The sequence below is a fragment of the Actinoplanes octamycinicus genome (assembly GCF_014205225.1).
GTDB lineage: Bacteria > Actinomycetota > Actinomycetes > Mycobacteriales > Micromonosporaceae > Actinoplanes > Actinoplanes octamycinicus.
Genome location: NZ_JACHNB010000001.1, coordinates 9,962,829 through 9,978,042 on the forward strand (window position 1 = coordinate 9,962,829; position 15,214 = coordinate 9,978,042).

12 protein-coding genes are annotated in these 15,214 nt (G+C 73.2%); 2 read left to right on the forward strand and 10 right to left on the reverse strand.

Features of this window, described 5'->3' with window-relative positions; all coding sequences use genetic code 11:
* Positions 1-22 precede the first annotated feature (22 nt).
* From BJY16_RS45225 to uraD, 4 genes are read right to left on the reverse strand one after another with little or no spacing between them, the layout of a single operon-like run.
* The gene (locus BJY16_RS45225; RefSeq protein WP_185045907.1) at positions 23-1,375 is read right to left on the reverse strand and encodes an 8-oxoguanine deaminase; all 1,353 of its coding nucleotides are present in this window, start codon (positions 1,373-1,375) and stop codon (positions 23-25) included.
* Positions 1,372-2,223 (reverse strand): factor-independent urate hydroxylase, encoded by an 852-nt coding sequence (gene pucL / locus BJY16_RS45230; RefSeq protein WP_239176868.1) that lies wholly within the window; start codon positions 2,221-2,223, stop codon positions 1,372-1,374. Before pucL ends, BJY16_RS45225 begins: the two co-directional genes overlap by 4 nt.
* Positions 2,224-2,236: 13 nt before the next feature.
* Positions 2,237-2,599 carry a hydroxyisourate hydrolase gene (gene uraH / locus BJY16_RS45235; protein WP_185045916.1) on the reverse strand — a complete coding sequence of 121 codons (363 nt, stop codon included), beginning with the start codon at positions 2,597-2,599 and terminating at the stop codon, positions 2,237-2,239.
* Complete coding sequence (uraD, locus tag BJY16_RS45240) at positions 2,589-3,095, reverse strand: 2-oxo-4-hydroxy-4-carboxy-5-ureidoimidazoline decarboxylase (protein ID WP_185045917.1); 507 nt, start codon at positions 3,093-3,095, stop codon at positions 2,589-2,591. Before uraD ends, uraH begins: the two co-directional genes overlap by 11 nt.
* A gap of 199 nt (positions 3,096-3,294) precedes the next feature.
* Here uraD and hrpB point away from each other — a divergent pair, with 199 nt between their 5' ends.
* Together hrpB and BJY16_RS45250 are read left to right on the forward strand one after the other, a co-directional pair.
* Positions 3,295-5,787 carry an ATP-dependent helicase HrpB gene (gene hrpB / locus BJY16_RS45245; RefSeq protein WP_373873422.1) on the forward strand — a complete coding sequence of 831 codons (2,493 nt, stop codon included), beginning with the start codon at positions 3,295-3,297 and terminating at the stop codon, positions 5,785-5,787.
* Between the two features lie 17 nt (positions 5,788-5,804).
* Entirely contained in the window at positions 5,805-6,578 is a 774-nt protein-coding gene (locus tag BJY16_RS45250) for a class I SAM-dependent methyltransferase (RefSeq protein WP_185045921.1), read from the forward strand.
* Positions 6,579-6,735: 157 nt separating this feature from the next.
* Here the strand turns inward: BJY16_RS45250 and BJY16_RS48890 are convergent, their stop codons facing one another.
* From BJY16_RS48890 to treZ, 6 genes are all read right to left on the reverse strand, one after another.
* Entirely contained in the window at positions 6,736-9,411 is a 2,676-nt protein-coding gene (locus tag BJY16_RS48890; protein ID WP_275408052.1) for a putative bifunctional diguanylate cyclase/phosphodiesterase, read from the reverse strand.
* Positions 9,412-9,480: 69 nt separating this feature from the next.
* On the reverse strand, positions 9,481-10,203 hold the full coding sequence (locus BJY16_RS45260) for a PP2C family protein-serine/threonine phosphatase (protein ID WP_185045925.1): 723 nt from the start codon (positions 10,201-10,203) through the stop codon (positions 9,481-9,483).
* Between the two features lie 81 nt (positions 10,204-10,284).
* A complete protein-coding gene (locus tag BJY16_RS45265; protein WP_185045926.1) occupies positions 10,285-11,310 on the reverse strand; it encodes a hypothetical protein in 1,026 nt (341 codons plus the stop codon).
* Positions 11,307-12,647 (reverse strand): transporter substrate-binding domain-containing protein, encoded by a 1,341-nt coding sequence (locus BJY16_RS45270; RefSeq protein ID WP_185045928.1) that lies wholly within the window; start codon positions 12,645-12,647, stop codon positions 11,307-11,309. Before BJY16_RS45270 ends, BJY16_RS45265 begins: the two co-directional genes overlap by 4 nt.
* Positions 12,648-12,692: 45 nt before the next feature.
* The gene (gene yidD, locus BJY16_RS48895) at positions 12,693-13,079 is read right to left on the reverse strand and encodes a membrane protein insertion efficiency factor YidD (RefSeq protein WP_239176853.1); all 387 of its coding nucleotides are present in this window, start codon (positions 13,077-13,079) and stop codon (positions 12,693-12,695) included.
* Positions 13,080-13,479: 400 nt separating this feature from the next.
* The gene (gene treZ, locus BJY16_RS45280; RefSeq protein ID WP_185045930.1) at positions 13,480-15,213 is read right to left on the reverse strand and encodes a malto-oligosyltrehalose trehalohydrolase; all 1,734 of its coding nucleotides are present in this window, start codon (positions 15,211-15,213) and stop codon (positions 13,480-13,482) included.
* Position 15,214 lies beyond the last annotated feature (1 nt).

Below are 15,214 nucleotides of genomic sequence, written 5' to 3' on the forward strand. Positions count from 1 at the left end.
GGCATGGGGCGGACATCCACCGTTAACGCTCCGCTGCCAGCAGACGACGGTGCGCTCTCCTCGCCTCTCTCGTCAGCGTCTCCTCGTCCGCGCCGACCAGCTCGCCCCGCTCGACCACCGGGCGACCGCCGACCAGCGCCAGCTCGACCCGGGCCGGCGGACCGAAGACCAGCGCCGCCACCTTGTCGTCGATGCCGTCGTGCCCCAGCCCGTCGAGCCGCCACAGCACCAGGTCGGCCAGCTTGCCCACCTCGATCGACCCGAGGTCGTCCTGCCGGCCCAGGCACCGGGCACCGCCGATGGTGCCGAGCCGCAGCGCCTCCCGGGCGTCCATCGCTTTCGGCCCGCCGCGCTGCCGGGCGGTGTAGAGCGCCTGCCGCAACTCGGCGCCCAGATGGGAGACCTCCTGCGAGGCCGCGCCGTCCACGCCCAGCCCGACCGGGACCCCGTGATCGACCAGCTCACGCACCCGGGCCATGCCGGCGCCGAGGCGCGCGTTGGAACTCGGGCAGTGCGCCACCCCGGTCCCGGTGGCGCCGAGCCTGGCGATCGCCGAGTCGTCCAGGTGCACGCCGTGCGCCAGCCAGACGTCGTCGCCGAGCCAGCCGACCCGCTCCGCGTACTCCACCGGGGTGCAGCCGAACTGCTTGCGGCAGAACTCCTCCTCGTCGTCGGTCTCGGCGAGGTGGGTGTGCAGCCGCACGCCCTTGCGCCGGGCCAGCACCGCGGCCTCCGTCATCAGCCGGGTGGTGACCGAGAACGGCGAGCAGGGGGCGACCGCGATCTGCAGCGTCGCCGCCGGTGACGGGTCGTGCCAGCGGTCGATCGCCGCCTCGGTCGCGGCCAGCGCCTCGTCGGTGTCCTCGACCACGTGGTCCGGCGGGAGCCCGCCGTCCTTGCGGCTCAGGTCCATCGACCCGCGGGTCGGGTGGAAGCGCAGGCCGATCTTCCGCGCCGCCTGGATCTCGGCCTCGAGGACGTCGCCGCCGTCGCGGGGGAACACGTAGTGGTGGTCCATGCTGGTGGTGCAGCCGGAGAGGGCGAGCCAGCCGAGCCCGGCGCCGGCCGCCGCCCCGACGATCTCCGCGTCCAGCCGGCCCCAGATCGGGTAGAGCGTGGTGAGCCAGCCGAAGAGGGTCTCGTCGAGCGCGAGTCCTCTGGTCGCCCACTGGTAGAGGTGATGGTGGGTGTTGACCAGTCCCGGCGTGACCAGGTCGCCGCCAGCATCGATCTTGGTGCATGGATCGGAGATGTCCGGCACGCCCGGGCCGACCGCGGCGATCCGGCCGTCGTCACCGACCACGACATGGCCACCGGTGTACTCGGTGCCGCGCGCGTCGACGGTCGCCACGGTCGCGTTCTCGATGACGATCACAGGTACCACTCCGAAGCCGCCGGAGGCACGTCGTCGCGGGTCACGGTGCCCTCGATCAACCCATACGGCCGGTCCCCCGCGATGAACACCTCGTTCTCGTTCTCCAGGCCGAACGGCGACAGATCCACCAGGTAGTGATGCTTGTTCGGCAGCGCCAGCCGGATCTCCGCGATCTCCGGCCGGGCGGTGAGCGCCATCGTGCCCATCGACAACAGCGTCTGCTGCAGGGACAGGCTGTACGTGTTCACGAACGCACTCGTCATCGCGTCGAGCGCGCCCTGGAACGACTTGCCCCAGTCGGCCTCGTCGCTCAGGTGCCGCCATTTCGCGTCCACCGCGGTGGCCAGGATCCGGTCTCTCGTCTCCGGCAGGGTCGTATAGCGGTCCTTGACGAACCCGTGGAACTCCGACGCGGTGGTGTTCATCAGCACCAGCCCGGTGACGCCGGAGACCACCTGGACGGCCTCCCGGGTCACGGTGACCGCGGTGGTCCGGGTGTGGTCGCCACGTCGCTGGAAGGAGTGCGGGCCGAGCCGGTCCCAGGCGAACGACTCGACGGTCACCCGGGCCGAGTCCAGGTGGCCCTGGGTCCGGACGAAGTGCCGGGCCAGCAGCAGGGCGAACTCCTCCGGCTCGCCGACGCCGTGCTGCTTGGCGAACGCGTACACGGTGTTCTTCATCGTGTCGGTGGGCAGCACGCCGGAGTTGTCGCCGGTCTGGTGGGTGGCGGTCAGATCGCCGGCCAGGGCGACGCTGACATTGAGGTCCACCAGGCCGTGCGTGTCACCGTCGCGGTGCACCCGGACCAGCCGGGTCTCCGCCTTGCCGTAACGATTGGGTCCGAGCACGATCGCCAACGAGTCAGCTCCCTCGATAGGTGGTGTAGCCGTAACGGCTGAGCAGCAGCGGCACGTGGTAGTGCCGCTCCGGGTCGTGGACGTGGAAGGCGACCGTGATCTCCGGGAAGAAGCACTCCGCGCCGAGGTAGGGCTCGACGTAGAAGAACAGCCGGTAGCCACCGGCCTGCCAGTCGCGCATCGGCACCTGGCAGCGCAGCCGGCCGTCGTCGTCGGTGCGGCCCTCGGCCACGGTCTGCCAGCCGTCCGTGTCGCGGCGCTCCAGCCGCACATAGACGTCCCGGGCCGGGTCGCCGGTGACGGTGTCCAGGATGTGGGTGGAGATCCGGGCGTGGAACTCGGCGGTGGTGCCGTCGTCAGAGGGCATCGAGCACCCGCTCCAGCCGCAGCCCGGCGATCTTGCGCAGCTCGTCGGCGACGATCGCCCGCTCGGTCGCCTCGTCGTGGTCCAGCCGCTCGCGCGCGGCGGCCAGGATCTCGGCCTGGCTCCGGCCGCTCGCGAAGATCAGGAACACGTGGCCGAACCGCTCCTCATAAGCTCGGTTGGCCTCAACCAGCGCGGCCTTGGTGGTGTCGTCGGCACTCCGCGCCGCGGCCGACTGCTCGGCGCGGGACCAGGCCGCCTCCCGCGAGGCGCCGGCCGCCCGCTCGCCGATCCGCGGGTGCGCGGACAAGCCCTGCAGGACCTCGTCCCAGGTCAGCGCACGGGCCGCGGCATCGGCCTCGGCCACGATCGCGGCCCGGTCGGGAAACGGCCGCTTGGCGGCGATCGCGGCGCCCCAGGCCGGCGCGGCCAGGCAGGCGAGCAACTGCTCCCGCAGGCGCTGGGCCGGCAGCGCGTTGAACACGTCCACCGCGCTCATCGCCTCACCCCTCTTTCCGTGTCGATCAGTCAAGCAGTCGGCGCCCGCCTCTGGCGCCGGCGGAGCGAAGAATTAACACGGCCACCCTGCCACGAACCTCCGACGGAAACACGGCCGATCGGCGGGCCTGTGGACAACCGCGGTTGTCCACAGGCTCCGAAAAGTTGTCGGTGGGATCGGCAAGACTGGGCGCGTGCTGATCCCCGCCGACACCCTTCCCGATCTCCCGGTCCGCGACCTGCTGCCGGAGGTGACCGCCACGCTGGCCGAGTCCGGCGCGGCGGTGCTGGTCGCGCCGCCGGGCACCGGCAAGACGACGCTGGTCCCGCTGGCCCTGGCCGGCGCGGGCCGGGTCATCGTGGCCGAGCCGCGCCGGGTCGCCGCGCGGGCCGCCGCCCGGCGGATGGCCGCGCTGCTCGGCGAGCCGGTCGGCGAGCGGGTGGGTTATGCGGTGCGCGGCGAGCGCCGCGTCTCCCGCCGCACCGTCGTCGAGGTGGTCACCACCGGGTTGCTGGTCCGCCGCTTGCAGCGAGATCAGGAGCTGTCCGGTACGACGACCGTGGTCCTCGACGAGTGCCACGAGCGACACCTCGACTCCGACCTGGCCCTCGCCTTCCTGGTCGAGGTGCGCGGAGTGCTCCGCCCGGAGCTGCGCCTGCTGGCGACGTCGGCCACCGCGGACGCGGAGCGCCTGGCCGAGGTGCTCGACGGGCCGGTGCTGACGGCGTATGCCCGCACCCACCCGGTCGAGACGGTCTGGACGCCACCACCCGGCCCGGTCGCGCCGCCGCACGGGCTGCGCGTCGATCCGAAACTGCTCGACCACGTGGCCGCCACCACCCGCCGCGCGCTCGCCGAGGGCGACGGTGACGTGCTGGTCTTCCTGCCCGGCGCCCGGGAGATCGAGACCGTCGCCGGCCGGCTGCGCGGGGTGGACGCCGAGGTGCTGACGCTGCACGGCCGCCAGTCCGGGACGACGCAGGACGCCGCGCTGCGCCCCGGGCCGGGCCGCCGGGTGGTGCTGGCCACCGCGATCGCGGAGAGCAGCCTGACCGTGCCCGGGGTGCGCGCGGTGGTCGACTGCGGGCTGAGCCGGGTCCCGCGGATGGATCACGCCCGCGGCCTGGGCGCGCTGGCCACCGTGCCGGTGTCCCGGTCGTCGGCCACCCAGCGCGCCGGGCGGGCCGGCCGTGAGGCGCCCGGGCGCGCCTATCGATGCTGGTCCGAGGCGCAGCACGAGCGGTTGCCGGCTCAGCCGGAGCCGGAGATCGCGGCGGCCGACCTGACCGGGTTCGCGCTCGACCTGGCCCTGTGGGGCGATCCGGAGGGCAGCGGTCTGGCGTTGCCCGACGCCCCTCCGCCGGGTGCGCTGCGGGCCGCGAGCGCGACGCTGCACGACCTCGGCGCGATCGACGCCGCGGGCCGGGTCACCGCTCGCGGGCGGGCCCTGGCCGGCGCGGGCCTGCATCCACGGCTGGCCCGCGCGCTGCTCGACGGCGCGCCGCTGGTCGGCGCCCGCCGCGCCGCCGAGATCATCGCCGTCTTCGACGACCCCCGGTCCGCGGGCGACGACCTGGTCGCGGCAGTCCGCCGGGCCCGGGCCGCGGGTGATCCCGGGTGGCGTGCCGAGGTCCGCCGCCTCACCGCCGCCACCGACCCGTCCCCCGAGCCTCCCGTCGCCTCGTCCTCCGCCCCGCCCGCCGGCGGGAGCCGGATCCCCGACGACCTGGCCGTCGGCCTGGTGGTCGGGCTCGCCTATCCGGAGCGGGTCGCCCTGGCCCGGGAGCCCGGCGGCCGGGCCTACCTGATGGCCGGCGGCACCGCGGCCGATCTGCCGGCCGAGAGTTCGCTGGCCGGGACCCGGTGGCTGGCGGTCGCCGCCGCCGACCGGGCGCCGGGTGCCCGCACCGCGCGGATCCGCAGCGCCGCCCCGCTCGACGAGGAGACCGCCCGCGAGGTGGCCGGCCCGCTGCTCACCGAGGAGACCGAGATCGGCTGGATCGACGGCGACGTGGTGGCCCGCCGGGTGCGTCGCCTCGGCGCGATCACGCTGGCCGGCGTCCGGCTGACCGACCCCGATCCGGCCGCGTTGCGCGAGGCCCTGCTGACCGGCCTGCGCACCGCCGGGCTGGGCCTGCTCACCTGGAGCCGGACGGCCGAGGAGCTGCGGGCCCGGCTGGCGTTCGCCCACGCGGCGCTCGGTGACCCGTGGCCGGACGTCTCGGACGCCGCCCTGCTCGACCACGTCGAGGAGTGGCTGGACCTCGGGTCCGCCCGGCGCCGCGCCGACCTGGCGAGACTCGACGTGGCGTCGGCCCTGCGCCGGCTGCTGCCCTGGTCGGTGGCGGGCCGGCTCGACGAGGTCGCCCCGGAGCGGCTGCCGGTGCCGAGCGGCTCGCAGATCCGGCTGGACTATTCCGACCCGACCGCCCCGGTGCTCGCGGTGAAGGTGCAGGAGGCGTTCGGCTGGCGGGACGCCCCGCGGCTGGCCGACGGCCGGATCCCGGTCCTGCTGCACCTGCTCTCCCCGGCCGGCCGGCCGGTGGCCGTCACCCGCGACCTGGCCTCGTTCTGGCAGCAGGGCTATCCGCAGGTCCGGGCCGAGATGCGCGGCCGCTACCCGCGCCATCCGTGGCCGGAGGACCCGCTGACCGCCGCGCCCACCCGCCGCGCCAACCCCCGCTCCCGCTGATCGGAAGGAGAAACACCATGACCAGCACCTTCACCCCGGGCGAGAAGACCTGGCTGGCTCATCTCGGCACCCTGCGCCAGGTGGTCCGCCAGGAGTTGGTCGCCAGGCAGCTGGCCGAGCGCCTGAGACCGGATCCGCAACGGGTCCTCGACGTCGGCTGCGGGCAGGGCAGTCAGGCGCTCCGGCTGGCCCGGCTCGGCCACGAGGTGACCGCGCTGGACTCCTCCGAGCCGATGCTGGCCGAGCTGACCCGCTCGCTGGAGCGGGAGCCCGCCCAGGTCCGTGACCGGGTGCAGGTGGTCCGGGCGGATGCGAGCCGGCTCGCCGGGACGTTCTCGCCGGGCTGCTTCGACGTGGTGCTCTGCCACGGCGTGCTGATGTACTTCGCGGATCCCGGCCCGCTGCTCACCGACCTGGCCCGGATGCTGGCACCGGGCGGCACGCTGTCGCTGCTGGTTCGCAACGGCGACGGCCTCGCGATGCGCCCCGGACTGCTCGGCGACTGGGCGGCGGCGGGGGAGGCGTTCGACTCCTCGGCGTACCGGAACCGGCTCGGCGTGGCCGCCCGGGCCGACCGCCTGGCCGACCTCACCGCGGCCCTGGCCGGCCGTGGTCTCGAGGTCTTCGCCTGGTACGGCGTCCGCGTCCTCACCGACACCGCCGCCGACGACGCGCCCCTGCCCAGCGCCACGGAGCTGAACCGGATCCTCGACTGCGAGACCCGGGCCGGCGCCACCGATCCGTACCGCGGCGTCGCGGCCCTGACCCATGTCTTCGCCCGCCGTCCGTGACCTCGGCGCGGCCGGCAGAAGGCCGCCCGCCCCTGACCCCGGAACGGCCGACAGAAGGCCGCCCGCCGGCCCCGACCTCAGCGCGGCCGGCAGAAGGTCGCCCGCCGCCCCTGACCTCGGCGCGGCGGAGAGGAGGTCGCACGCTGCCGAGACCGCGCTAGGCGGTCGGCTCGGTCCGGCCGCCGGGCTGGTTCAGGTCGGTCAGGCGGGCCGGGGGCCCGAAAAGGTACCCCTGGCCGAGCGGGCACCCGAGGTCGTTCAGGGCCGCGGCGCGCTCCTCCGTCTCGATGCCCTCGCCGACCACCGTGATGCCCAGGCCGGCGCAGATGGCGAGGACCGAGCCGCACAGCGCGCCGGCACGCTCCGGGGCGGTGTCCACGTCGGTCAGCGTCGAGTCGAGCTTGACCGTGTCCACCGGGAGGCCGTGCAGCTGGGCGAGCGCGTGGTAACCGCTGCCGAAATCGTCCAGGGCGACGCGGACGCCCCGGGCGCGGAGGCGTTCGACCATCGCGGCGGCGCGCGGCAGGTCCGGGATCCGCAGGGTCTCGGTGATCTCGATGACCAGGCGTTCCGGCGGCATCGCGTGCCGGGCCAGGGCGGCGTCGACGGCGTCCTCCAGACCCTGCTGGCCGAGGCGGCCGGCCGAGACGTTGACGTGCACGTCGATCGGCCGGCCGTACCGTTCGGCCAGCGCGTGGGCGTCGGCGCAGGCCTGGTTCAGCACGAAGTCGTCGATCGCGGCGACCAGGCCGGTGCGCTCGGCCATGGTGACGAAGACGTCCGGGTGGACCGGACCGGCGACCGGGTCGGTCCAGCGGGCGAGCGCCTCGACGGCCACCGTGACGCGGTCGCTGAGCCGGACGATCGGCTGGTAATGCACCTGGAAACCGGCCGCGGCCGGGCTGCCGCCGGTGAGCGCGCCGGCCAGCAGCTGCGGGAGGTCGGCGTTCGGGCCGTGGACCGGGCCGGTGTAACGGATCAGGGCGCCCTTGCCGCGGCGCTTGACCGCGTACATCGCGGCGTCGGCGCGGCGCAGCAGCAGGTCGGCGGAGAGCTGGTCGCCCGGCTCGGCGGTGACCAGGCCGATGCTGGCCCCGACGCTGACCGAGCGGCCGTCGATCAGGTACGGCTCGCGGAGGGCGGCCAGCACCCGCTCGCCGACCCCTTCCGCCTCGGCCACCCACTCCCGGTCCGCCTCCGACGTGGGGAAAGCGGCCGCACCCACCGGGGCGGCGGCCGACAAGGCCGGGGCGGAGGAATCCGCGGAAGGCGCGGACACCAGGGAGGCCGACGGCGCGGCGGAGGCGGGCACCCCGTCGAGCGACGAGGCCGGACGCGGCGCGGGCACCGAGCTGACCGGCGCGCCGGACAGCACCGTCCCGGCCGCCAGGAAATCGGTGCGCCGACGCAACTGGGCCGGCGGCCGGGCCCGGTCCCCCGGCCAGCGCCCCGCCCCACCCGGCCGGGCGTCCTCGGACACCCGGATCCCGGCCGCGGACAGCACGTACCGTCGCTGTCTGCCGACCACCCGGCGCAGTGCGGAGACCGCACCCCCGCGCGGTCGCGGCGCCGGCGGTGGAACCGCCGCGTCGCTCTGGTCCAGCACCACCGCGAACTCGTCCCCGCCGAGCCGGGCCACCAGGTCCTGCGGCCGCACCGAGGCCCGCAGCCTCTCGCCGATCGCGTGCAGCACCCGGTCGCCCATCGCGTGCCCGTAGGTGTCGTTGATCAGCTTGAAGTCGTCGAGGTCCGCGAAGATCACCGCGACCGGGGTGCCCCGGTGCTCGTTCGAGTCCAGTGCCAGCACCAGGCGCTCGCGGAACAGGGCACGGTTCGCCAGCCCGGTGAGCGGGTCGTGGTAGGCCTGGTGGTGCAGCCGCCGCTGGGTCTCGGCGACCCGCCCGAGCAGCACCGTGTTGTCCAGGATGGTGATCATCTGCCGGGTCACCACCAGCCCCAGGCCGAGCCAGCCGAGGTATGCCTGGAAGGACGTCAGCGGATGCCCGGTCACCGTCCGGGCCAGCAGCACCACCCCGGCGACCAGCACCGGCACGTAAGGCAGCAGCAGGTGGAACCAGTCCCGGGGCAGCGCGGTCAGGTCCGGCGGGACCGGCGCCGGGCGCGGCGGGCTGAGCGCGGCGAGCGCGATGCAGGCCGGCCCGAGCAGGTGCCCGGTGGCCTCCAGCCAGGAGGGGCCGAGTTCGAAGAGCCGCATGGTGTCGGCCACTCCGAAGGCCAGCAGCCCGGCCCCGATCAGCGCCAGGGGCCGCCGCCCGGCCGGCGAGTCGGGCCGGGTGGTCAGCAGCAGCACCACCATGGTGACCAGCACCAGGTCGGCGATCGGGTAGGCGACCGTCCACCAGGTCAGCGAGTCCCACTCGGTGACCGCGTTCAGGAAGGACGAGGACCAGCCCAGCGCCAGCACCGACCCGGTGATCAGGACGCTGTCGATGAGCAGGGCGATCTGGTCGCGCCGCGGCGAGGTGGGGATCGGCCGGAGGCGGGTCCGGGTCACGCCGAGCAGGCCGACCAGCATGCAGACCGGCAGCACCACGAACCCGATGTCGAAGATGCTCCGGTGCGCCAGCCGGTCCTGCCCGGTCAGCTCCTGGATCACCCACCAGAGCCGGACCGCGGACCAGGCGGCCAGCCCGCCGGCCGCCAGCCACCGCCAGTTGCGCGGGATGCCGGTGCGGCGGCGCGCCGCGACCAGGCAGGCCCAGGCCGCGATCGCGCCCGCGGCGAGTTGCGCGGTGTCGGTGTAGAGCCGGGGCGCGCCCACGAGCTCACCGACCGCGACCACCGCGAGGGCGAGCGCCAGAGTCCCGATCAAGCGCGCCGTCGTGATCACCACCAGTGTCCGGGCCGTGGTCAAGATCCACGGCCGGATGAAAATACCGGGTCAATCCCCGTCGGTCACGTCGGCGATGACAACCGTGACGTTGTCCGGACCCCCGCCGCGCAGCGCGAGATCGACAAGCCTCTCCGCGCACGCCTTGGGGTCGGGGACGATCCGCATCTCTTCCTCGATGGTCGCATCGTTCACCACCCCGGTGAGACCGTCGCTGCAGAGCAGCCACCGATCGCCGCCCTGCGGCTCGACGATCACGTAGGCCGGGCTGACCGGCTCGCCCTGCAGGACCCGGGTGACGACCGCCCGGCGTGGGTGGCCGGCCGCCTCCTCCGGCTTGATCAGCCCCTGGTCGACCAGCATCTGAACGTACGTGTCGTCCTTGGTCAGCTGGTTGAGCCGCCCGTCGCGGAGCAGGTAGGCCCGGGAGTCGCCGACGTGCGCCATCGCGGCCCGCTCGCCGTTGAAGAGCACCGCGGTCAGCGTGGTGCCCATTCCCTGCAGCGAGGGGTCGGCGGCGACCGTCTCGGCGATCCGCCGGTTCGCCAGTTCCAGCGCCTGGTGCAGCGCGTCCATCTGATGTTCGGTGTCGATCGGGGCGTCGAGCGAGACCATGGACTCCACGGTGATCCGGCTGGCCAGATCCCCGGCGGCCATGCCGCCCATGCCGTCCGCGACGACGAGAAGCCGATCACCGGCGTAGTGACAGTCCTCGTTGTTGCTCCGGACGTGTCCTTGGTCGGTGACGGCCGCCCACCGCAGGTGCAAGGTCATGGCGTGCAGCCTGCCAGGTCGATGGCTGGCTGTCTGCACGTGGTGGGCGGCATGTCGCACATGTCGTCGATGAAAATACACTCAGGCCGGGTCATGGGGCCGCCCCAGGCATCTAGGATCGATTTCGGTCACCTTCCGTGTCGGCGCGATCCACTCCAGCGCCGATGTCTCGATCGGCCAGCCGCGGACGTCCACGGCGCTCTCCGGCGGGCGCACCGGCTCCGGGCAGAGCGTCTTCGACCGTACCTCGTCGTTCGGGATGAACGTCACGTCGCCCAGGCTGTCCAGCATGGTCGTCGCGGTGTCGTCGACCGCGATCAGCTGACCGCGCACCACCTCGCGGACCGGGCCGTCCTTGGGTCCCACCTCGACCGCGCTGCTGGGCAGCACCGGCGCGCGCAGGAAGACCACGCCGACCACGATCGGCAGGGTCATCGCGGCGCCGATCGCCGGCCAGTGGGTGACCAGCCGGGCCCAGCGGGCCGGGACCGGGCCGGTGAGCAGCGGGCCGAGCAGCGGCGGCACGGCGAGCAGCAACGCGGTGCCGTACTCCCCCTCGCGCACCGCGGTGACCACGCCCGGCCAGACGAAGATCCAGGTGAGCAGGCCGACCAGCACCGGGACGCCGATCGTGATCCAGAGCATCACCGGGCGCCGGGCCCGGAGCCGTTGCACCGCGGTCAGCCCGAGCACCGCGACGACCAGCATCTCCAGCGTCGGGAGCATCCGCAGCTGCCAGGTGAAGCCGGCGATCAGCACCGCGATCAGCACCACCCAGTCCGGCATCCGCAGCGCGGCCACCGCGACCATCGACCGGCCGGCGTCGCCCGGCTTGCTCACCAGCAGGATCCCGCCGAGCACCCGCAGGGCCAGGATCACCGCCGGCACCGCCCAGGTCAGCGTGATGAAGAGGGCGCTGATCATGCCAAGCGGGTTGATGTACTGGACCAGCAGCAGCATGGTCGGCAGGTCCTGCCGGCTGAGGTACCACAACCGCAGTACCAGCAGCATCAGTGGGAACGCCGGCAGGACGGTGAGCAGCCAGTTCAGCTGCGCGCGCCGCCGGCGCGGGGCGATCACCGGGCCCTTCACGAAGATGTCGGTCACTTCAGCAGGTCCTCCCAGGGGAGCTCCCGCACGTCCGGCCGGATCACCCGGGGCTGCTGGGCGACCGCGATCGGCACCTTCCCGTTGGCCGGCACCTCGGTCTGGAAGTTCGTCTCGAACGCCTTCTCCCAGCGCTCGTCGTTCGGGTCGGCGTAGGAGCGCCACAGGGTGAGGTCGACCAGCTTCTTCAGAGCCGGGTTGTCGCCCACGTTCACCCCCCACCGCTCGGTGCCGTCCAGCCCGAGATCCCAGTGGTCGTACTTGCCCGGATATCGCGCTTTCCACCCCGCGAGGATCGCCGCGTCGGTGCTGACCGCGTCCACCCCCTCCGCCCCGCCCTGGTTGAGCAGCGCGAAGCACTCGCGGACCCGGTTCTTCGAGATCACGATCGCACCGGCCGCCTTGGGCGCGGTGAGGCTGGTCGAGGTGGACAGGGTGCAGACCCTCTTGCCGGCGAAGTCGTCCAGCGAGGCGACCGGCTTGTGTCCCCTCAGCGTCATCACCGACTGCTCGGTGTACAGATAGGACTGCGAGAAGTTGACCTTGTCGGCGACCCGCTTCGGGGTGATGCTGTAGCTCGCGATCACCAGCTGGACCGGCACCCGGTTGCCGTTGACGTCGGTGGCCTGCATCCGCGCCCGGTCCTCGGACTCCATCCCGTAGAACTTGACCTCGCTGCGCCGGAACCCGAGATCCTCGGCGATCATGTAGGCGATGTCGATGTCGAAGCCGGACCAGATCTTGGTCGCCGGGTCGAAGTAGGCCGTCCCGAACTGGTCGTCCTTGACCCCGATGGCCAGCTCGCCCCACGAGTCGACGCCGGACTGCGCGCGCAGCTCATCCACCGACGGCGGCCCGCCGACGAACAGCCGCATCATGGTCAGCGCGACCGCCAGCACCAGCCCGGCACCCAGCCCGGCCAGCCGCAACGCGGCCATGTTGAACCGCTCTGGCGGATCCGGCAGCACCTCCGGCTGCTCCAGCGGCACCGGCTCGGTCTGCGGCGGCAACCGCCCCTCGTCGACCGCCTCCTGCACCGCGATGTCCCGCGCCGCGATGTCCTCCACGGTCCGCCGCTTCAGCGGCCAGACCCGCCTGAGCTGCGGCGGCAGGTCACCGCGCAGGGCGTCGCCGAGCCGGCTGGCGGCATCCCGCTTCGGCGGGCCCGCCGGGCTCCGCGTCGCGTCCCGCTTCGAGGCGTCCCGTCTCGGTTGATCCGCCGAGCCCCGAGGCGCGTCCCGTTTCGACTGATCCGGGACGGTGTGCGGGGCTTCGGAAGTGTCCGAGGCCGGCACCCGCCCACCCAGCGGCGTCCCCTCCGTCGAGCTCTCCCCCATCGGCCCTCCCCACTTCTCCCGGTCGGGCCATCGTGCCCCATCCCGTCAGGGAACGGGGTCCCCGGTACCGAACGGGACCCGCGGACCACACCTGCGAAGCCTGGCCGCCGCCAGCCGCAGCCCTTTGCCCAGCCCATACCGTTCGATCGCGGTCAATGCGTAGGCGCTGCAGGTCGGCTGATAACGACACCGGGTCGGCAGCCGCGGAGACACCTTCCGATATCCGCGGATCGCCCCGGTCACCATCCGCTCCGTCGGCCGCGCGGTCGATCGATGCCCGAGCAGTGCCACGATCGTCAGCAGCGTGCTCAGCCGGAACAGGTCACAGCCGAGAAACCCGAGATCGCAGCATCCGCCATCACAGTCGCATGCGTCGTACCAACGGTCTTTCTTCTGCTCCTCCGGCTGCGGATCATCGGGCACGCTTTCCACCGGCACATCGTGCCCGATGGATTCAACCCCGCCGTCAGCCGAAACGGCATGATTTCAGCCGCGACCCCGAGATCACATCAAAGATCTTCGGATACGCGCGTCCGCTGGGGTACGGATCGCATGCTCCCGCGCGGGGCGGGTGCGGCGATCAGGACGCTGGCGCGTCCCTAACAATCGCCGCACCCTTCACGGTCCGCGGCTGGTCACCGAAACCCGGTTGTCCACACCACCGCGTCATCCACAAGCCCACCCCCGAGCCCCTGGAAAACCCGCCACACTGTCCGAGGACGGCCTCCCCCTTGGGGAGGGCGGGCGGTGAGCGCGTCGGGGAAGACGGGCGGTGAGCGCGTCGGGGAGGGCGGACTGTGAGCGCGTCGGGCAAGGAGACGAGCCGGCCAGGTCAGCGGGAGGTGCGGACCACCACAGCGCTCTCCGGGGGGAGGACGACGCGGTCGCGTTCGAGGACCACGCCCTCGGCGGTGGCCAGCAGGACGGCGGACGGGACGGCTCGGAGGCTGACGGTCTGGGCGGTGTCGGCCAGGTTGGCGGCGACGGCGTGGCGGCCGCGGCGGATCACCACGAACTGGTCGCCGTGCCAGACCTCGACCTCGGAGAGCCAAGGGTCGGTCAGGTCCGGGATCTCCCGGCGCAGCCGGATCAGTTTCCGGTAGAGCGCCAGCATCTCCGCGTGGCCCGGTTTGCCCAGCTCGGACCAGTCCAGCTTGGAGCGCTCGAAGGTCTGCGGGTCCTGCGGGTCGGGCACGTCGGCCTCGTCCCAGCCGTGCCGGGCGAACTCGCGCCGCCGCCCGGTCTGCACCGCGGCCGCCAGGTCCGGCTCCGGGTGGCTGGTGAAGAACTGCCACGGGCTGCTCGCCGCCCACTCCTCTCCCATGAACAGCATCGGGGTGAACGGCGAGGTGAGCAGCAACGTCGCCGCGACCTTGAGCAGGCCCGGGGACAGGGTGGCGGTGAGCCGGTCGCCGACCGCGCGGTTGCCGATCTGGTCATGATTCTGCAGGAAGGCGACGAACCGGTGGCCGGGTGTGCGCTGCCGGTCGACCGGCCGCCCGTGCCGCCGGCCGCGGAACGACGACCAGGTCCCGGCGTGGAAGAACGCGCCCTCGAGCACCGTGCGCAGACAGTCCAGCGAGCCGAAGTCGCCGTAGTAGCCCTGCCGCTCGCCGGTCAGCAGGCTGTGCAGGGCGTGGTGCACGTCGTCGTCCCACTGCGCGTGCAGGCCGTAGCCACCGGCCTCGCGCGGGGTGATCAGTTTCGGATCGTTCAGGTCCGACTCGGCGATCAGCGAGAGCGGCCGGCGCAGCGCGGTGGACAGCGACTCGGCCTCCACCGCGAGCTGCTCCAGCAGGTGCACGGCGCCCTCGTCGTGCAGCGCGTGCACGGCGTCCAGCCGCAACCCGTCGACGTGGTAGTCGCGCAGCCACATCAGCACCGAGTCGGTGATGTAGCGCCGGACCTCGCCGGAGTCCGGGCCGTCCAGGTTCAGCGAGCTGCCCCAGGTGTTCGACGAGGACGACAGGTAGGGCGCGAACATCGGGGCGTAGGCGCCGGACGGGCCGAAGTGGTTGTAGACCACGTCGAGCACCACGCCCAGACCCTTGCGGTGCGCGGCGTCGACGAACCTCTTCAGGCCGTCCGGGCCGCCGTAGGCCTCGTGCGGGGCGAACCAGCAGACGCCGTCGTACCCCCAGTTGTACTCACCGTTGAACGCGTTCACCGGGAGCAGCTCGACCAGGTCGACACCGAGGTCGACCAGGTGGTCGAGGCGCTCGATGGCGGCGTCGAAGGTGCCCTCCGGGGTGAACGTGCCGATGTGCAGCTCGTAGAGCACCGAGCCGGGCACCTGGCGGCCGGTCCACGCCTGGTCGGTCCAGGCGAACGCGTCGTGGTCGTAGACCCGGCTCGGGCCGTGCACGCCGTGCGGCTGCCAGGCCGAGCGCGGGTCGGGCACCGGATTGTCGGCGTCGGGCAGCACGTAGGAGTAGTCGGTGCCGGGGCCGGCCGACGGCACGTCCAGGCGCCACCAGCCACCGTCGCCCGGCTCCATCGGGTGCTCGTCGTCACCCAGGCGCAGCTTGGGCGACTTCTCCGGCGCCCATACCTCGAAGGTCGTCATC